The sequence below is a fragment of the Pseudomonas sp. St386 genome (genome assembly GCF_018325865.1).
Classification (GTDB): domain Bacteria; phylum Pseudomonadota; class Gammaproteobacteria; order Pseudomonadales; family Pseudomonadaceae; genus Aquipseudomonas; species Aquipseudomonas brassicacearum.
The window spans coordinates 4104156-4122598 of the sequence record NZ_AP021900.1; the positions used below are offsets into that span (position 1 = coordinate 4104156).

14 protein-coding genes are annotated in these 18443 nt (G+C 63.7%); 9 read left to right on the plus strand and 5 right to left on the minus strand.

Annotated features, from left to right (window positions below; genetic code table 11):
* Positions 1–315 precede the first annotated feature (315 nt).
* Positions 316–1269 carry a 2-hydroxyacid dehydrogenase gene (locus KI235_RS17910; protein WP_003202786.1) on the plus strand — a complete coding sequence of 318 codons (954 nt, stop codon included), beginning with the start codon at positions 316–318 and terminating at the stop codon, positions 1267–1269.
* Here the strand turns inward: KI235_RS17910 and tssA are convergent.
* The 5 genes from tssA to KI235_RS17935 form a co-directional block, all read right to left on the minus strand.
* The gene (gene tssA, locus KI235_RS17915) at positions 1266–2348 is read right to left on the minus strand and encodes a type VI secretion system protein TssA (RefSeq protein WP_003202788.1); all 1083 of its coding nucleotides are present in this window, start codon (positions 2346–2348) and stop codon (positions 1266–1268) included. The genes KI235_RS17910 and tssA overlap by 4 nt on opposite strands.
* Positions 2345–6169 (minus strand): type VI secretion protein IcmF/TssM N-terminal domain-containing protein, encoded by a 3825-nt coding sequence (locus KI235_RS17920; RefSeq protein WP_212795204.1) that lies wholly within the window; start codon positions 6167–6169, stop codon positions 2345–2347. Before KI235_RS17920 ends, tssA begins: the two co-directional genes overlap by 4 nt.
* Positions 6166–6927, minus strand: a complete 762-nt coding sequence (locus KI235_RS17925; protein WP_003202792.1) for a DotU/TssL family secretion system protein — start codon at positions 6925–6927, stop codon at positions 6166–6168. Before KI235_RS17925 ends, KI235_RS17920 begins: the two co-directional genes overlap by 4 nt.
* A gap of 18 nt (positions 6928–6945) precedes the next feature.
* Positions 6946–8277 (minus strand): type VI secretion system baseplate subunit TssK, encoded by a 1332-nt coding sequence (gene tssK / locus KI235_RS17930; RefSeq protein WP_003202794.1) that lies wholly within the window; start codon positions 8275–8277, stop codon positions 6946–6948.
* A 64-nt stretch (positions 8278–8341) separates the two neighbouring features.
* Complete coding sequence (locus KI235_RS17935; protein WP_003202795.1) at positions 8342–8791, minus strand: hypothetical protein; 450 nt, start codon at positions 8789–8791, stop codon at positions 8342–8344.
* Positions 8792–9015: 224 nt separating this feature from the next.
* On the opposite strand from KI235_RS17935, the gene tssB reads away from it, so the two are divergent.
* The 8 genes from tssB (at position 9016) to KI235_RS17975 (ending at position 18389) form a co-directional block, all read left to right on the plus strand.
* Complete coding sequence (tssB, locus tag KI235_RS17940) at positions 9016–9576, plus strand: type VI secretion system contractile sheath small subunit (protein ID WP_003202799.1); 561 nt, start codon at positions 9016–9018, stop codon at positions 9574–9576.
* Between the two features lie 30 nt (positions 9577–9606).
* Positions 9607–11088, plus strand: a complete 1482-nt coding sequence (gene tssC, locus KI235_RS17945; protein WP_003202801.1) for a type VI secretion system contractile sheath large subunit — start codon at positions 9607–9609, stop codon at positions 11086–11088.
* Between the two features lie 192 nt (positions 11089–11280).
* Positions 11281–11778 (plus strand): Hcp family type VI secretion system effector, encoded by a 498-nt coding sequence (locus KI235_RS17950; RefSeq protein ID WP_003202803.1) that lies wholly within the window; start codon positions 11281–11283, stop codon positions 11776–11778.
* 13 nt (positions 11779–11791) lie between these two features.
* Entirely contained in the window at positions 11792–12235 is a 444-nt protein-coding gene (gene tssE, locus KI235_RS17955) for a type VI secretion system baseplate subunit TssE (protein ID WP_003202805.1), read from the plus strand.
* Positions 12219–14009, plus strand: a complete 1791-nt coding sequence (gene tssF, locus KI235_RS17960; protein WP_003202807.1) for a type VI secretion system baseplate subunit TssF — start codon at positions 12219–12221, stop codon at positions 14007–14009. Before tssE ends, tssF begins: the two co-directional genes overlap by 17 nt.
* On the plus strand, positions 13973–14998 hold the full coding sequence (gene tssG, locus KI235_RS17965; RefSeq protein ID WP_212795205.1) for a type VI secretion system baseplate subunit TssG: 1026 nt from the start codon (positions 13973–13975) through the stop codon (positions 14996–14998). Before tssF ends, tssG begins: the two co-directional genes overlap by 37 nt.
* 1 nt (position 14999) lies before the next feature.
* Positions 15000–17543, plus strand: a complete 2544-nt coding sequence (gene tssH, locus KI235_RS17970) for a type VI secretion system ATPase TssH (RefSeq protein WP_013693579.1) — start codon at positions 15000–15002, stop codon at positions 17541–17543.
* Positions 17544–17591: 48 nt separating this feature from the next.
* Positions 17592–18389, plus strand: a complete 798-nt coding sequence (locus tag KI235_RS17975; RefSeq protein WP_053162876.1) for a hypothetical protein — start codon at positions 17592–17594, stop codon at positions 18387–18389.
* Positions 18390–18443 lie beyond the last annotated feature (54 nt).

Consider the following 18443-nt stretch of genomic DNA (forward strand, 5'->3'; position numbering starts at 1 on the left):
TAGGCCGCCTCGGCGTGGACGTTGATCTCGGCGCCCCGTTAACCACGATGGCCGAAGTGAGGGCACATCGAGCCTAGGCGAGGTGCCGAGTGGTGGGGCATGAGCGTTTTGCTTACTTTTGACTGGGCCGGCTTCCGGGCTTTTCGAAAGTGACCCGCCGTCAGGGCGGAACCCTAAGCAGCCGTGACCGCAGCAATGGATATGTACCCTGCAAACAAAATCCGAAATGCACATAAAAAGCCAAGCCCCCCTGCCCCCGGCTCCTACAATCAGGTTGAATACTTGAAATCGCCCCAGCACCCACAGGAGCCCAGCATGACCGCAACCGTTCTGGTACTGGTTGAAACCGTCAATGATTACCTGCCGATCCTCGAGAAGCAGGGTTACCACCTGGAATTGGCGCCCACGCCTGCCGAACGCAAGACGGCGATTTTCGAACACGGTGAACGCTTCAGCGCAGTGCTGACCCGCGGCCCCCTGGGCCTGACGGAGGAAGAGATCGCCGCCCTGCCCAACCTGAAAATCATCTGCGTGATCGGTGCCGGTTACGAACAAGTCGACCTGCAGGCCGCGCGCCATCGGGGCATCGTGGTCACCAACGGCGCCGGGGTCAACGCGTCGTCGGTGGCTGACCATGCCATGGCGCTGTTGCTGGCGTTGGTGCGCGACATACCCCATTCCGATGCCGCCCTGCGCCGGGGCGAATGGCCAAGGGTTGCGCGTCCTTCCCTGGCGGGTAAGCGGCTGGGCGTGTTGGGCCTTGGCGCGGTGGGCATGGCGATCGCCAAACGGGCCGCCCTGGGCTTTGACATGAGTATCAGCTATCACAATCGCCGGGTGCGCAATGACGTGCCCTACACCTTCTGCGCCACTCCCACTGAACTGGCACGGGTTTCGGACTTCCTGATCGTCGCCACGCCAGGCGGCCTGGATACCCGGCAATTGATCAACAAGCAGACCCTCGATGCGCTCGGCCCAAAAGGGTTTCTGGTGAACGTCGCCAGGGCCAGCGTGGTTGCCACCGCCGATCTGATCAGCGCCCTGGAGCACCGGCGAATCGCCGGAGCGGCCCTGGATGTGTTCGATCACGAGCCCGAGGTGCCGCAGGCGCTGAAAAACCTGCCCAACGTCGTCCTCACTCCCCACGTGGCCGGCCTGTCGCCGGAAGCGACCCGCGCAATGGTAGAGCTGGTGGGCCAGAACCTGACCGCGTTCTTTTCCGGCAAACCGGTGTTGACGCCAGTGCCGTGGCCCGACGAGGAGCGTTAGAGAACGCCCAATAACGTCCACAAGCGCCGGGACTCGGCATCGGCACTGATCAGTTCCCCCAGCAACTCACTCAACGGCTTGTTGCCCCACTCCACGCCGCGTCGGATCAGGTAGGGCACCGGGCTGTGGGGTTCGGTACGGGCCAGGTAACCGGCGATGACCAGTAGCTGTCGGTAGGCCTCTTCACGATTGGCCGGTTCCTGGAAGACCTGGGCTGGAGCCGCCTGCGGCTGGGACGTCGACGTCGTGGACGCCGGGGACGTTTGCACCGGCGCGACGGTGGGTTGCTGTGGGTGCATCGCGATGAACTCCTCTACCAGTGTCAGCAAGGCCTGCATCACGTCCTGCAGGGATTTGTAGCCCGGGGCCAGGTTGCCCAGGTAAGCGTCGCTCCAGGCTTCGAGCCGTTGCAGGTGTTGCAGGCTCAACATCAGGCTGCCTTGGCGGTGCAACCAGAACGACAAGGGTGTGTTGCGAATCAGTTCGCCGAGTTTCTTTTGATCGTTGCGCGCCGCTTCGGCCGAGGCCTTGGCGTTCTTGCTGTCGTTGACCAACACTTGCTGGCGCTGCAAGCGTTGCCAGTCGTCCAGGGAGAAAGCGGCGAAGGCCTGCTCCCGGCCGTCGAACAACGGCACCCGCGTCAGCAGCACTTCGCTGTAGCGCCGGGCCAGCCACTCCAGCGGGATCACCCGCCACGACTGGTCCCCGTCCTCGGCCTGGGGGTGCAACTGCTCCGGATAGCGCTCACACAGCCCCGCCACCAGCGCCAGGCTACCCGGCAACCCCTCCAGCCCGGCCATATGCAGCCAGGCCTCCCCCAGCCAGGCGCTGATCATCAGGTCCTTGCTGCGCTCAAGCAGCAACGTGGTCGCAAGCCGTTCCAGGTCTGGCCACAGGGCGCGCTTGATCGAAGACTGCCACACGCCGGTGGGCAGGCTGGTGTCGTCTTCCCGGCGCAATTCGCGCAACTGGTCGTATTCCGGTTCGTAGCGCAGGTCCGGGCCACAGGGCGATTCGGCGCTGATCGGCTCGAGCAACTGGCTGACCAGCTCAGGCAAAGGCGATATCGGCAAGCTCACAGGCCCTCCTCACGGGTGGCGATGGCGGGGCTCGATGCGGTCGCCATGAAAGGTGAACGGGGCGCCCGCGTCGGCAGCGGTGGGATCGACAAAGGCAGCTTGGAGCCCTGGCTCATCAACGACAGGCGCATGAACATCAACGTTTGCTGCGCCGTGCTGGCCTGGGTCTGGGCGGTCACCGGCAGTTGCAGGGCCAGGGGAAAATCGGTGTAGTCGACATTTGGCTGGCGCTGGACCGACACCAGCGAGCGCATCAGGCGCAGCAACGACCAGGGCCCCTGGTACTCCCAACCGGCCTCCAGGTCGCGCACCACCAGGTTCGGTTGCAGCGGGTCGTTGGCCGGACGCTGATAACCGTTACGGGCCCAGCGCAAGGTCAGGCGTACGGGCTGGCCGACCATCCAGCGCAGGTTCTGCTGGCCGCCGCCGGGGTAGCTGATCTGTTGGTTGCCGGCGTCCAGGCTCCAGGCGATCACCTGGTCGGCGCCGCGCTCCTCATCGCGATCGGTACGCCAGCGCACGTCCATTTCCACCCCAAGAATGCCACTCTTGTCCCGCACGAACAGCGGCCCGAGCCAAGTACCGGCCTGTTTCAAACGGTTGAGGAAATCCTCGGCCGCCAGCCGCTCCGGCGTCTGGCTCAGCGTCAGTCCGGCCTGGGCCAGGGGCAGGCGTGTGTCAATCAGTTCCAGCAAACGCTGGACCCGCGCCGGGTCGGCATCGCTGGCCCGCACATCCTGAGAAAACGGAAAGCGCCCGGCCAGGTATTGATTGAAATAGTTGGCCACGTCATTCCAGGCCGTCGCCGCCTGGCTCTGTTGCAGGTACAGGCACCGTTGCAGGGCGCCCTGCTGCAACGCGACCGTGCGCAGGGCCAGGTCACCGCGACCACCGGGCAGGCTGGAGGTCTGCAAGATCTGCGCGCAGGAGGTGGTGTCCATGGCGATAAAGTCCCGACTCACCAATTGTTCCAGCTGAGCCGCCGAGCTGGCCGGGTTCTGGTTCTTGTACTTGAGCAATTCATCGTTGAGGGCCATGAAGCGTGCCACCTGGTCGTGCTCCAGGGCCGACAGGTTGTCCTGCTGGACAATCAACCATTCCAGCGCGGGCATTCGCTGCTCGGCGATCTGCAGCATCGCGCCGAATTGCTGGGCCAGGTTCAGCTTCAGGTCTTGTGGATCGCTGGCACCGTAGAGTTGCAAGCCGAAGTTTTTCGAGCCATCCCAACGCTGGACATCGGCCCGCTGGCTGAACAGCGGCTGGGCATCGATTTCGTCCAGGCCACTCTTGAGCTGCGCCAATGCCCGGCGATTGAGCAGACGTTGGAAACGGATCGCCAGGTCGCCACGGTGCACGTCCATAAAGGCCTTTTGCAGCGCTACGGCCTGGGTCGTTTGCACATTGAAGCCCATGCCGGGCAACGCCTCGTCGCTTTCATCCAGGCTCAACCACATGGCCCGGGCCGCGGCACCTTCAGCGGCCTGCATCAGCGCGTCACGGTAATCCGGCGGAATGCGCGGCATTTCTTCATTGGCATAGCTCTTGTAGCTGGCGAAGTAGTTCAGCGCGACGCTGAAATCATCGCTGCCATCGCCCTGGCCCATCGAATCGGGGTTGTTGCCCGACGGATCCTTCTGCATGGCCAGCGCCACGAAATCACGCTTGAACAAAGCCTGCACTGCACCGTCCAGCGCCGTGACATGGTCTTGCAAGACCAGAAGGCCACTGCCCTGTTGCACCAGCAGATTGTCCCGGGAGCCGGTCTGGACGATCCATTGGTCACGAAAGCTCTGCTGCAACTTCGCCGCCTGGCTCTCCAGGTCCTGCTCGATATCCGGTCCCAGCAAAGTGCTGTGGCTGACCTTGTCCAGCATCTGGCTGTAGCCGGGGACCAGGTCCTGGCCCTTGCCCCGCCCCCAGGCCGAGTTGGTCAGGCTGACCAGGGTCTGCAAATCGTCGATCAGCGCCATCAGGTCTTCGAGTTCGCTCAAGGAGTTGCCGCCGCCGGCCTCCAGCCGTTGCAGGTGCAGTTTGAGGTAGCCGGCCTGGCGCACGAAGTTGTCCGCCAGGAAGTAATGGTCCAACCAGCGCTGCATCAGGCCGGTGAAGTTATCGGAGATCACCGGGCGCGCGGCGTTCAGGTCCAGCCCTTTCAAATCGCTGTTCTGGGCATCGAACAGCACCCGGTTATAGAACCGGGGCCGGCTCAAGGTGCCGGTGTTGAGCCCCAGGGACAAGGCGGTGTTGCTCAGTTGCACCAGTTCGTCCAGCGGTGCCTTGGGATCGTTCACCACCTGGCTGAACATCTGGTTGTGCTGTTCAAGGCGTACCGCCAGGTCCACCAGCGCCTTGGCCTTCACGTAGCTCTGCCATTGCGCCGGATCTTCGTTTTCCACATTGCCCCGCCGCTCGGTGTTGCGGATGGATTTGAGCTGTTCCAGGTCTGAATTGAGCAGGTCCCGCAGAGGCAATATCCAATGGTGCCGAGCAGTCAGGCGCAACCCATTCTCCAGCTGCGTGTCCACGGAAGAGAACCACGAAGTGGGAAAGACCACCGAGACAAAGCGCCAGCGCGGGGCCTTTTCCAACATGTTCCAATAGTTCTGCACGTTGTGCCGGGTCGGTTCCAGCTGCGGTTCGTCAGGATCGACCACGAGGTGATTCTTATGGGTGCTGAGGATCAACCGCGACAGCCCTTCGGCTTCTTCCACCGAATCGTGCCAGCCCCAGACCATGCCACCCAACCAGACCAGGCCCACCACCAACGCCACCGCTCCGACCAGCCGATGCCCGCGCTGGCGCAGGCGCAACAGCCGCGGCACGGGCTGGGCCAGGCCACGCTCGGCCACCAGCCGTCGTGACCACAATTGACGGGCGAACACGGTTTGCCGCTGGGCACTGTCGGCGGCGGTCAAACCATCACCGCTGACAGCCGGCGCCTGGCTGGCAGTGAAATACACCCCGCGACAACGCGGCGCTTCGCCTTGGGCATTGCCCTGGAACACCGGCTCCAACAGGATCTGCAAGGCCCGTCGCAAGCCTTCGAAGCGCTCCGGCAACCCATACAGATCGCTGCCCAATTGCCCCGACAGCGCACCGATCTCGATGATCGATTGCGACAGCGCCGCGTTGACCTGGTCCAGGGCCTGGTCACTCCACTGCGACTGCCAGGCCGCATCCGGCAAATAGGGCGAGGACCAGCCCAGCATCGATTCACGCGCCTCGGCGGGCAGCGCGCTGACCAGTTCCTGGACCCCGGGCAGCTCTTCCATCCCGGTGATCACCACGTACACCGGCAGGCTGAGGCCGAATCGTTGCAACAGGTCGATAAAGCACCGCCGGACCTTGAGGCTCAGTTCGGTGGTGTGTTCGATGTCATCGAGGGTGCTGAACGGCACCGTCCAGATCACCGCATCCAATGGTCGCTTGCTGCGCAAGCGCAACATCAGCCCCAACAGGCGCCACCAATTACCCCGTTGCCGGTTCATGCCTTCATCGGGCAGGAACAACGCCTGGGGCACCACCAGCACCGAGCCCTCGGCATCGGAAAACCAGCGCCCGAACCAGGCGGCCTTGTCGGTCGGTTGCAAGCGCCACTGGGCGCACAGTTGGGCGCCGTCGCTTTCGTTACCGAGCATCATCAGCCAAGGCATCTGATAGCGGTCCCGGGTGCCCTGCTCCTGTTCCATGCGGCGCACCGCCCCATAGAAACTGCGGATCGCCGCTCCGCCTTGGGTCCGCAGCCACCAGATCAGGGCCGCGATCAACAGCACCACGACGATGGCGAGCACCACCAGGGCAACGATACTCAGGGTGCTCATGAGTCCTGCTCCTGAACCACCGACTCGTTCAGTTGCAGCACCGGTTCGAGCTCCAAACGAATGTCACGCCAGAACACCTGCCCCAGCCCGGTCAACAACAACACCATCGCCAGGATCGCCAGCCCCAGGCGAAAGCCGTCCGGCAGTGATTGCTGCACCGGCATGCGCACTGGCGGCGTCGCCGAAGACAGCGCCAGGCGCTGGCTGACATCGACATAATCGGGTTCGTGCTGCCAGGCAAACGTGAACAACGCCAGGCGCCATTTCTCATGCTGAACCTGGCCAGGCTCGCCGCGCAACCGGCCCTGGAACCCGAGGATCAGGCATTGCAGGTAGACATTCGCCAGGTCCCGGGTGCCGGGCATCTGCTCGTCCAGCAGTTTCTTGATCGCCGCCGGCAAGCGCTCGCCGGCCTGGCGACTGGCATACATGCGTGATTCGAGGGGGTGCTGCTGCCAGGCCAGTTGTCCGGGCCAGGGGCTGAACAGCAAGGTTTCGTCCACCAGCGCCACGAAGGCATAGACCAGCGACTTGACCTGCTCGGTAGCGGCATCGCCGACGGTGGCGAAGGCCACCCGCCACAGACGCTGGGCGCTGCGCCCGGAAAACTCCACCACCCGATTGACCAATGCCGCAGGGTCGCTGTCCTTGGGCAAGTCTTGCCATTCCTGGGACCACTTCAGCCAGGCCTGGCGAAAAGCGCTGCTCAGCGGCGCCTCATGCAGACTCCGAACCGCCCCGCCACTTCCATCAGGCATACGACTCCCCTTTTGCGATCAGGCACTTTCACTGGCTTGCGCCACGAACAACACCACTTGCCACGGGCTGCTGGCCTGGGCCGAGGCCGGCGCCACGATGTGCAGCGGCAATTGCGCGTCGAACCATTGCCCGCTGGCCGCCACCACAAACAAACGGGTGTCGTCGCCCACGCTGTAGGCCACCTGTTCGTTGCGGCTCATGGCCTGGTGAGGCAGACCGCTCATGCGCTGTCGGCTCAGCAGCGGGATATGCCGCGCCGACGCGATGATCGCCCCGCGCAACCACTCGCCCGCCGCCTGCTCGCTGGCGCCGTTGGGCATGCGCAGGCCGATCACCAGGCGTTGGTCCGGTTGGTCGTCAGGCAACTGGATCGAGAAGACCTGCTCATTGCGTTCGAAGGCCAGGCTGCGATAGCCGGCACGAACCAGTTCCAGGGTGGTTTCCAGCCAGTCGAGCAACGGCTCGTAGCCGCGCTGCAATTCGAGAAAATCCAGCGGTGCGAAGGCCGGGACGCCCGCCAGTGGATCGAGGGCCGACCAGCTCCCGGCCAACCCCAGCAGCAAACCGTAGAGCGCCTGGGGCGTCGCCACCTGGGTGTTCAGCGCGCCCTCGACTTCCGGCAAGCGCGCCCACAAGGCGGTCAATTGCCGGCGGATCTCCACGGCATCGTCCTGGTTGCCGGCCGCCTGGGCCTGGCGCAAGCGACCGGCGAGAAACATGCACTTCTCCCGGGCCCGGGCGCACACTCCGGCGACCCGTCGACCGAGGGCCGACTCCGGCAACAGGATCGGTGTCGGCGGGGTGTAGGGCACGCGCCAGAAGCCACCGCCCTCCTTGCGGATGCGCAACAGCGGCAGGCAGATCGAATCGGCCTTGCTCAGTTGCGTACACAACCTCGGGTTGGGTCGCCAGACGGTGATCGACTCGGGAAATGAACCGCTGGTGAGGTCCGGCAACGCCTCGCCGACCACCGATTGCAGGCGCCCCTTGAGCGGCACCAATTGCCCGGCGCGCCACAGTGGGCTGACGGCCAGGTACACAGTCACAGTGGCGTCGTCGGTCTTGTCGATCGCCTCGCCGATGTCCAGCTCCAGGGTCGGCCCGACACCGGCCTGCAGGTTGACCGGCAAGCCGTCCGGCAAGGTGCCTTGCAGTTGCAGCAGCCGCACCTGGCCGGCGCTGAGGGCCGAAGGATCGACTTCCAACTGGCTGACACCCCAGAACCAAGGATTGCAGGCCCCGGCAAAATACGCGGCCAGCGCCTCGGCGCGCAGCCCTTGCAATTGAAAATGCTGGGGCAGCAATTGCATCCCCTCATGCCAGCACACCGCGTCAGGTAACAGACTCATACGACTCCCTTCGACATCCCAATGTCGCCGCGCATGGCGGCCCGCGGTCACTCAAGGCTGGCTGTCATCGAGCCCCGTCATTCACGAGGGTCATCTCGCGACTGTCGAACTTCAGCCAGGCCTCGCGCTGATCGTCCAGCCGAAGCCGGTGGGCTCCGGGAGTGTTATAGCTGGCGAAGACCAAAAGTCCAGCGGCGCGCCGCCCCTCCAGCGGGAAGGGTTGGCGGTCGATGAATTGCCCCGGAACCAGCTCCAGCCCCCACACCGACATGAGTTGACGATAGTCGCGCTGAAACTGTTCGCGCTCGGCGAACCACTGGCTGGCGGTGATGCCCGACAGCTGCTTGAGCAGGTCCGGGTCGTTCACCGCGATGAAGTCCACGGCGATCGGCGTGTCGTCATTGGCACGCGGCGCGACGTCCAGGGTCAGGCTGCCCAGGTCGACGCCGGGGGCAAAAAGCGAGCAACCGGTGAGTGCCAGGCTCAAAAAAAATCCGAAAAAAAACCCACGCAAAATGAATCTTCCTTTTCTCAGCGGTCAAAAATTGTTTTTGCTTGCTTTTTTATAGACCTGTTCTAGCGTCTTGGGTAGTTCGACCCACACGGTCGAATGCGCCAGGTTCGTCAAGGGAATGACAGGTTTTCTGCCGTCCATTTGCAACCTGTGGATCAGCAAGGGAATGCGATGAGCGGGACTCCCGATGCATTGCGCCCACACATGCATCGGAGTCGGCCGCCATGGCAGAAAGTACCCAGCACAAGCTCGACAGAGTCCGTCCTCCCCGCGTCCAGATCACCTATGACGTGGAGATCGGCAACGCCATCGAGAAAAAAGAATTGCCACTGGTGGTCGGCATTCTGGCCGACCTCTCAGGCAAGCCACTGGACCCGCTGCCCAAGCTCAATGAGCGGCGCTTTACCGAAATCGATCGGGATAATTTCAACGAGGTACTCGCCTCCATCTCCCCCCGCGCCACGCTCCAGGTGAACAACACCCTCAGCGGCGACGACAGCAAGCTCAACATCGAACTCAACTTCCGTCACATCGACGACTTCGACCCGGTCAAGGTCGTGGAGCAGGTCACGCCGCTGCGTCGGTTGTTCGAAGCGCGCCAACGCCTGCGGGACCTGTTGACCAAACTCGATGGCAACGACGACCTGGACAAGCTGCTGCGCGACGTGATCGCCAACACCGAGGGCCTGCAGGAAATCAAGTCGGCGCGACCCCAGGACGTACCGCCGGAGCTGCCCGCCGTGGCCGCCAACGATGACCCTGCCCCGGCCGAACCACAGGCCTGATCGCGCGCATCATTCAAGGGAGATAACGCCATGCCTGCTTCATCCAGCGCTCAAACCAGCGAGAGCACGACCCAGACCCTGTCCCTACTGGACAAGATCATCGCCGAAGGCCGCATGGCCCACGACGACAGCCAGCAAGATTACGCCCGCGACATGCTGGCCGAATTCGCCACCCAGGTCCTCGACGAAGGCATGGCCATCGACAAGGACACCGTGGCGATGATCAACGACCGCATCAGCCAGATCGACCAGTTGATCAGCGCCCAGCTAAACGAAGTGCTGCACCACCCCGACCTGCAGAAACTCGAAGCCTCCTGGCGCGGCCTGCACCTGCTGGTGCAGAACACCGAGACCAGCACCCGGCTCAAATTGCGCCTGCTCAACGTCACCCAGAAAGAACTGCAGAACGATCTGGAAAAAGCCGTCGAATTCGACCAGAGCGCGCTGTTCAAGAAAATCTACGAGGAAGAATACGGCACCTTCGGCGGGCACCCGTTCAGTCTGCTGGTGGGCGACTACACCTTTGGCCGGCATCCCCAGGACATCGGCCTGCTGGAAAAACTCTCGAACGTCGCCGCCGCCGCACATGCCCCGTTCATTGCCGCGGCCAGCCCGCGGTTGTTCGACATGACCAGCTTCACCGAACTGGCGATCCCCAGGGACCTGTCGAAGATTTTCGAAAGCCAGGAGCTGATCAAGTGGCGCGCCTTCCGTGAAAGCGAAGACTCGCGCTACGTATCCCTGGTGCTGCCGCACTTCCTGCTGCGCCTGCCATACGGCCCGGACACGCTGCCGGTGGAAGGCATCAACTACGTCGAAGACGTCAACGGCACCGACCACAGCAAATACCTGTGGGGCAACGCCGCCTGGACCCTGGCGCAACGCATCACCGAAGCCTTCGCCAAATATGGCTGGTGCGCAGCCATTCGCGGGGCCGAGGGCGGTGGCGCGGTCGAAGGCCTGCCGGCCCATACGTTCCGCACCAGTTCCGGGGATCTGTCGCTCAAATGCCCGACCGAAGTGGCAATCACCGACCGCCGTGAAAAGGAACTCAACGACCTGGGCTTCATCTCCCTGTGCCACAAGAAAAACAGCGACGTGGCGGTGTTCTTCGGCGGCCAGACCACCAACAAGGCCAAGGCCTACAACACCAACGAGGCCAACGCCAACGCGCGGATCTCGGCGATGTTGCCATACGTGCTCGCGGCCTCGCGCTTCGCCCATTACCTGAAGGTGATCATGCGTGACAAGGTCGGCAGTTTCATGACCCGCGACAACGTGCAGACCTACCTCAACAACTGGATCGCCGACTACGTGCTGATCAACGACAACGCGCCGCAAGAGATCAAGGCGCAGTACCCGTTGCGCGAAGCACGGGTGGACGTGACGGAAGTGGCCGGCAAGCCAGGGGCCTACAAGGCCACGGTGTTCCTGCGGCCGCACTTCCAGCTGGAGGAGCTGACCGCCTCGATCCGCCTGGTGGCGACCCTGCCGCCACCGGTAGCTGCCTGACCGCCCTTGGCGAGGGAGCAAGCTCCCACTGCCCACTGCAGGAGCTGACTGTAGGAGCTGACGAGTGCAACGAGGCTGCGATCTTTCCAAGGACGCTTGAGTCCCAAGCGAAAGATCAAAGGATCGCAGCCTTCGGCAGCTCCTACAGGTACCGGGCACTACCTCATTCGTCTTCTTCAGGAGTTCCACACAATGGATGCAATCATTCTCGACCTCGGCGGCGACATCAAGGGCGACAGCCTGCTGGAGGGTTTCACGGACAAGATCGAGGTCATGTCCTACAGCCACAACGTGGCGATGCAAGTCACCAACGACGTCAGCAACTCGGAGCGCACCTCCGGCCGACCCCACATCGGCGAGTTCACCCTGACCAAATTCGTCGACAGCTCCACCCCCACCCTCAATGAGTATTGCTGCGCCGGCAAGCCGATCCCGCAAGCCGTCATCACCGTTGGCCGCAATGCCGCCGAGGGCAGCGGCAAACTCATGCCGTTCATCATCTACACCCTGACCAACGTCGTGCTGTCCAACGTCAGTGTCAGCGGCGGCACCGGCGGCAAACCGGTGGAAACCCTGTCGCTGAACTTCACCAAGATCAAATGGGAGCTCACCGCGCAGAAAGACGACGGCACCAAGGAAGGCACGGCGGGCACGACCTGGGACCTGGCCGCCAACAAAATGACCAAGTAGGGAAACCGCGCCCATGGCTGGCTTCGGGCTGCGCCCGCCCCTGTTCGAACGCCTGGCCAGCCCGGCGAACGATACCGGGCGGGCGTTCGACCGGCAGGCGTTGCAAGACTCGGTGCATGCCGAACTGTCACGCCTGTTCAATACCCGACGCGGCCCACGGGCGCTGACCGAACCGCCGAGCATCCTGGACTACGGCATCGCCGACTGGACCGCGCTGCAACAGCAGCGCAGCGATGACCGGCGTCAACTGACCCGGGAAATCCGCCAGGCCATCACCCACTTCGAACCTCGCCTGCGCCTGGGCGAGGTCGAGGTCTGCCCGGTGCCGGGCCATCCGCAGCAACTGTGCATACGGCTGTTGGGTGAGCTGCGCGGCGACCTGCACGCATGGCCCGTGGCCTTTGTCATCGAGCACGCCGGCGACGGCCTTGAGGTACGACATGAGCGACTCGATTGACCCGCAACTGTTGGACTATTACCAACGCGAACTGACCTGGTTGCGGCATGCCGGGAGTCTGTTCGCCGAGCGCTACCCCAAGGTCGCCCGGCGCCTGGAGTTGTCCCCCGGAGAGTGCCCCGACCCGCATGTCGAGCGCCTGCTCGAAGGTTTCGCGCTGTTGGCCGCCCGCTTGCAACGCCGGCTGGACGACGACTACGCCGAATTCAGCGATGCCCTGCTCGAACAGCTTTACCCGTTGGCCATGCGCCCTTTGCCTTCGTGCGCCATCGTGCAGTTCGAACCCGACCCCAGCAAAGGCAACTTGAACGAGGGCTACCCGCTGCCCCGCGACACACCGTTGTTCGTCACCACGGACACAGGCCAGAGCATTCATTTTCGGACCACCGCCGCCGTGCATTTGTGGCCGGTGGAAATCAGCGAGGCATTGCTGCTGGGCAGCGACGAAGCCCAGGCGCTGACCGGAGTGGTCCGGGCCCGCTCGGCCTTGCGCCTGGAGCTGCGGTGCCTGGGCGAAAGCCAGTGGTCGACGCTGGGAATCGACTCGCTGCGGGTACACCTGGCGGCGTCACCGATCATCAACGCCGGGCTGTATGACCTGCTGGGCGCGCACGCCATCGAGGTCCTGGCCGGTGCGCCGGGCAGCGTGCCGGAGTCGCTGACAGGCTTGCCACAGATCGTCGGCTTCGCCAGTGACCAGGTCTTGCTGCCGGATGAAGACGGTGTGCATCCGGGCATGCGTCTGCTGGCCGAGTACTTTGCCTTCCCGGATAAATTCGGCTTCTTCGATCTGCCACTGGCCGGCGCCACCAGCGACGGCCCGTCCTTGTACCTGTACATCGTTTTCGACCGCCCTCCCACCAGCCGCCTGCCGCTCCAGGCCAGCGACATCGCCCTGGGCTGCACGCCGGTGATCAACCTGTTCCCCAGGACTTCCGAGCCGCTGCGCCCGGATGGCACTCGCAGCGAGTACCGGTTGGTGGCCGACAGTCATCGGGAAAACAGCGTCGAGATCCACAGCATCCGTGGCATGCGCGCCATGTCCAGCCAGGGCGTGCGCAAAGTGCCGGCCTATTACGGCAGCCAGCATGGCAGCGACCAAACCTGTTATTGGCATGCGCGTCGGGTCAGTGGCATGAGCCCGAATCGATTGGGCACCGACTTGATGGTCAGCCTGGTGGACACCCAGTTCGACCCGCTGGCCGATACCCGCGACTACAGCCTCACCGCCGAACTGCTGTGCACCAACCGCCATCTGGCCCAGAGCCTGCCGGCCGGCACCCCGTTGGGTTTCGAGCGCCCGGGGCCGGTGGCCTGGGCACGCCTGCGCAACCCACCCAGCCCGCAAAGCCTGCCGCGCCTGGACGGCGAATCGCGCTGGCGGCTGGTGTCGCAATTGACCCTCAACCATTTGTCGCTGGTCGAAGGCCCCCAGGCATTGGACGCCCTGCGCGAGATTCTCCAACTGCACAACCTGCGGGACGAGGCCAGCGCCCATCGCCAGATCGAAGGGGTATCGGGGCTGGGCTGCGACCGGGTCATCGCCCATGTCGGCGAAGACGCCTGGCGCGGCTGGCGCAACGGGCTGGAGGTGCGCCTGCAACTGGACCCGCAATACTTCGTCGGTAGCAGCGCCGTGCTGTTCTCCGGGGTGCTGGCGCAATTCTTTTCCCTTTACGCCACCGCCAATCGCTTCGTGCGCACCGTGCTGGTCCAGTCCGACAAGGAGGTGAAGACATGGCAACCCCAAGCCGGCAAACCCCTGGTGCTCTGAACCTGAGCCAGCGCCTGCGCCGCGACCCGCAACGCTTCGAATGGCTCCAGGCCTTGCTGCTGCTCGAACGTGAACATCCCCAGGCCGAGCCCTTGGGCAGCGGCACCGCGCCGCACGCCGAAGCCTTGCGTCTGCGCGGGCCCTTGACGCCGTTGTTCGCCGCCAGTGAAGTCGAGAGCCTGAGCCAGGAACCCGGCCTGCCGCCAACCCTGACCACGCCGATCTTCGGCCTCGGCGGCCCCGACGGCCCGTTGCCCTACGCCTACCAGGAATGGCTGCAACAACGGGCACGGGCGAAGGACCACGCCCCAGCGGAATTCCTCGACCTGTTCCAGCATCGCCTGCTCAGCCTGCTTTACAAGGTGATGCGCAAACATCGCATCGCCGTGGGTTTTACCGCCCCAGGCGCGTCCGCCGTACACGCGCAACTGCGGGCGTTGACCGGCTTGCTGCCCAAGGCCTTGCAGGAACGCCAGGCCGCCCCCGACTCGGCGGTACTGGCCTGCACCGCGCTGTACGCCGATGGCCGGCGCTCCCTGGATGGGTTCGCGGCGATTGTCCGTGAACAGTTCGGGCTGCCCGTGGAGCTGACCGCCTACGAAGGTGGCTGGCGTGAAATCCCGCCAGCCAGCCGCAGCCGCTTGCAACCGGGCGGGCGCAACCTGTGCCTGGGCCGCAACGCGGTGACCGGCACCCACGTCTGGGACGAACATGCCGGCGTGCGCCTGACCCTCGGCCCGCTGACCACGGGCCAGGCCAGCGCACTGCTGCCCAACGGCGAAGCCCATGCGCTGCTCGCCAGTCTCTACGCCCTGTACTTCGGCCCCGACCTGGATTGCACCCTGGTGTTGCTGACCCGTGGCGCCGGCCCACTGCAACTGGACCGCCAGGCAGCGCCACGGCTGAACTGGAACGGCGGCCTGCAACGCCAGCCGACCCTCGCCGTGCAACGGATCGAAACCCGCCTTCGTCAGCCGGAGATTGCCTGAAATGGAACTGGCCAGCCTGATCGGACGCCTCAACCCGGACAACCGCCGCGCCCTGGAACGGGCCGCGCAACGTTGCATGCAGCGCAGCCATCATTACGTGGAAATCGAACACCTGCTGTTGGAGTTGCTCGACATCGAGGGCGGTGATTTTGCCTGCCTGCTGCCACGATTCGGTCTGGAGCGTGACGCGGTGGCGACGGAAACCAACAAGGCCCTGGACCTGTTCAAATCCGGCAGCACCCGCACACCCGCCCTGTCGGCACAAACCATCGGCCTGCTGGAAGACGCCGTGGTCCAGGCCAGCGTGCTGGGCCTGGACAGCATCCGCTCCGGGCTGTTGCTGCTGGCGCTGCTGGACCGCGATGAGCGCCGCAGCCTGCTGCTCAACAGCGCCTCGTCGTTGCTGCGCATTCCTCGCGACGCCCTGCGCGCCCACCTATTGGAATGGACCGAAAGCTCCCGCGAGCATGCCGGTGGCGTGCGCCCGGCCAAACCCGGCGAGGTGCCACAGAAACAGGACCCGGTGCTGGACCAGTACACCCAGGACCTGACCGCCGACGCCCGGGCCGGGCGCATCGACCCCATCGTCGGCCGCGACGGCGAGATCCGCCAGTGCATCGACATTCTGCTCCGGCGCCGGCAGAACAACCCGATCCTGGTGGGCGCACCAGGCGTCGGCAAGACCGCAGTGGTGGAAGGCCTGGCCCTGCGTATCGCCGCCGGGGATGTGCCGCCGTCGTTGCAGGAAGTCACCCTGCGTGTCCTCGACCTGGGCCTGTTGCAGGCCGGTGCCGGTGTCAAAGGTGAATTCGAACAACGCCTCAAAGGCGTGATCGACGCGGTACGCAGTGCCGAAAAACCGATCATCCTGTTCATCGACGAAGCCCATACGCTGATCGGTGCCGGCGGCGCGGAAGGCGGCAGCGACGCGGCCAACCTGCTCAAGCCGGCCCTGGCCCGGGGCGAACTGCGCACCCTGGCCGCCACCACCTGGCTGGAGTACAAAAAATATTTCGAGAAAGACCCGGCCCTGGCCCGCCGCTTCCAACTGGTGCAGGTCGAAGAACCGGACGAACTTACCGCGGTGGAAATGCTCCGCGGCGTGGCGAGCAAACTGGAACAGCACCACGGCGTGCAGGTGCTGGACGCGGCCATCCACGAGGCGGTGAAGCTGTCCCACCGCTACATCTCCGGGCGACAGTTGCCGGACAAAGCCATCAGCGTGCTCGACACCGCCTGCGCCCGGGTCGCCCTCGGCCAGCACGACGTGCCGCCGCCGTTGGAAAGCCTGCGCCATCGGCAGAACAGCCTCAAGGACGAGGTCGAACGCCTGCGCCGGGAACAGGCCACCGGGCTCGATCACCGCGAGCGCATCACTCTGCTCGAAGACGAATCGACCAGCAATGTGCAGGCCATCCGCGAGCTGGAAACTCGCTGGGGCGAAGAGCGCGAAGCCGTGCGCGAACTGCTCGACACCCGGCGCGAACTGCTTGCCCTGAGCGAACGCGCCGACAGTGAAAAAGCCGACACCGAGATCGATAACCGCATCGACCACCTGGCCGCCGAACTGCTGCGCCTGGAAGCTGGCCTGGATGCCATTCGCCAGGACGATCCGCTGGTGCCCGAACAGGTGGACAGCAAGACCGTCGCCGCCGTGATCGCCGGCTGGACCGGCATCCCGGTGGGCAAGATGCTCGCCGACGAAGCCCACGCCGTGCGCACCCTCGGCCAGCGCATGGGCCAGCGGGTCATGGGCCAGAGCACCGCGTTGAACACCATCGCCCAACGCCTGCAAGCCTACCGCGCCGGCCTCACCGACCCACAGAAACCGGTCGGCGTATTCCTGCTGGTGGGCCCCACCGGCGTGGGCAAGACCGAAACCGCCTACGCCCTGGCCGACGCCTTGTACGGAGGTGAACGCAACCTGATCAGCATCAACCTCTCGGAGTACCAGGAAGCCCACACCGTCAGCCAACTCAAAGGCGCCCCACCCGGCTACGTCGGCTACGGCAGCGGCGGCGTGCTCACCGAAGCGGTGCGGCGCAAACCCTATTCGGTGGTGCTGCTGGATGAAATCGAAAAAGCCCACCCGGATGTGCTCGAAGCCTTCTACAACGTCTTCGACAAAGGCCTGATGGAAGATGGCACCGGCCTGGTGGTGGACTTCAAGAACACCGTGATGCTCGCCACCAGCAACGTCGGCGCCGAGCTATTGCTGGATACGCCCGCCGCGCAACTGGGCAGCGACGCCTTCAACGAAGCCTTGCACAAGGTGCTGCTGCAAGCATTCCGCCCGGCGTTTTTGGCGCGCATGACCGTGGTGGCATACCGGCCGCTGGATGAAGCGACACTGGAGGGGATCGTGCTGGCGAAGCTGGAAAAACTGCGCGGGCGCTACAAGGCTGCGACGGGCAAGCAGTTCGAGTTCGATGCCGGAATCGTCAAGGCTGTGTTGGCCAAATGCAGCGCGGCGGGGGCACGGGACGTCGAGAATGTGTTGATGACGCAAGTGACAGGGAAGTTGGCGGAGTGGGTGTTGGAATAAGTCCTTTGCCATTTCCCACTTGGAATGACCAAAGAAAAGGAACTCGCTATGGCGCTGCCTGAAGACTGGAATGGAGTGGACTGGAGGCAGACGTTGATCTCCCTCCCCGTGGTCACGAACGGAATAAAAACAATCGTGATCAACCGAAACAGAGCCCCCCATGCCCACAAAGGTTATTACATGTTCGCGACCACCTACAATCAAGCTGACCCCATGTGCAGCAACGTGCTGGGTGCAACCCCGGGTGAGCCCATCGTCCTTTATATTGCGTCGGACGTTGGCGAAGGTGGCTCACTGGTATCCCAATTTGTTTTCATGCATGAAATCGGACATCTTCGATTGGGGCATATCGCCGGTTTGGCGCCGACCGATACCGTAAATAACCCAGGCACCGCGATACCCACTCAATATCGTAATGAAATCGATGCTGACGTGTACTCGCTCAATCACTGGATCGCTCAGAAAACCGAGCATGGCCTGAGAGTGATACTGGCGGCCATCAATTATCTTAACCGCTTGAACTCCGCAGGTGACACGACGCACCCGGCTTCCAATCAAAGAGCCCAATTCCTGGAACAGACTCTCGACTCGAAGACCTGTGCAATTGTGCTGCTCAATGACAATGCCATCAGCGAAACCTTCGCCAGGACCGCGCTTACCGACTTTGCAAAAAGGGCCAATGGCTGGACGTTGAATATCGAAACCGCACTGACCAATGCAAACAATCTGGGGCGCACCGCAGTGACGCCCGCAATCAAAATAAGCGACGCCAGACAAATGATGAATTATATCGAGGCAAATCCGACCCTCTACAAAGGACTGAAATTTGAAGTCGTGCCTACCTGAGTTCAAGACTGCAGATGCGCAAGATCATGAACCTCTTATGCAACTGAGATCTCT

Excerpts from the sequence above, each read along its gene's own strand:
- tssK (WP_003202794.1), bottom strand. The coding sequence starts at position 8,277 with ATGAGTCTGTTACCTGACGCGGTGTGCTGGCATGAGGGGATGCAATTG.
- KI235_RS17975 (WP_053162876.1), top strand. The coding sequence starts at position 17,592 with ATGGCGCTGCCTGAAGACTGGAATGGAGTGGACTGGAGGCAGACGTTG.
- KI235_RS17925 (WP_003202792.1), bottom strand. The coding sequence starts at position 6,927 with ATGCCTGATGGAAGTGGCGGGGCGGTTCGGAGTCTGCATGAGGCGCCG.
- tssB (WP_003202799.1), top strand. The coding sequence starts at position 9,016 with ATGGCAGAAAGTACCCAGCACAAGCTCGACAGAGTCCGTCCTCCCCGC.
- KI235_RS17950 (WP_003202803.1), top strand. The coding sequence starts at position 11,281 with ATGGATGCAATCATTCTCGACCTCGGCGGCGACATCAAGGGCGACAGC.
- KI235_RS17920 (WP_212795204.1), bottom strand. The coding sequence starts at position 6,169 with ATGAGCACCCTGAGTATCGTTGCCCTGGTGGTGCTCGCCATCGTCGTG.
- tssC (WP_003202801.1), top strand. The coding sequence starts at position 9,607 with ATGCCTGCTTCATCCAGCGCTCAAACCAGCGAGAGCACGACCCAGACC.
- tssF (WP_003202807.1), top strand. The coding sequence starts at position 12,219 with ATGAGCGACTCGATTGACCCGCAACTGTTGGACTATTACCAACGCGAA.
- tssE (WP_003202805.1), top strand. The coding sequence starts at position 11,792 with ATGGCTGGCTTCGGGCTGCGCCCGCCCCTGTTCGAACGCCTGGCCAGC.
- KI235_RS17910 (WP_003202786.1), top strand. The coding sequence starts at position 316 with ATGACCGCAACCGTTCTGGTACTGGTTGAAACCGTCAATGATTACCTG.
- tssH (WP_013693579.1), top strand. The coding sequence starts at position 15,000 with ATGGAACTGGCCAGCCTGATCGGACGCCTCAACCCGGACAACCGCCGC.
- tssG (WP_212795205.1), top strand. The coding sequence starts at position 13,973 with ATGGCAACCCCAAGCCGGCAAACCCCTGGTGCTCTGAACCTGAGCCAG.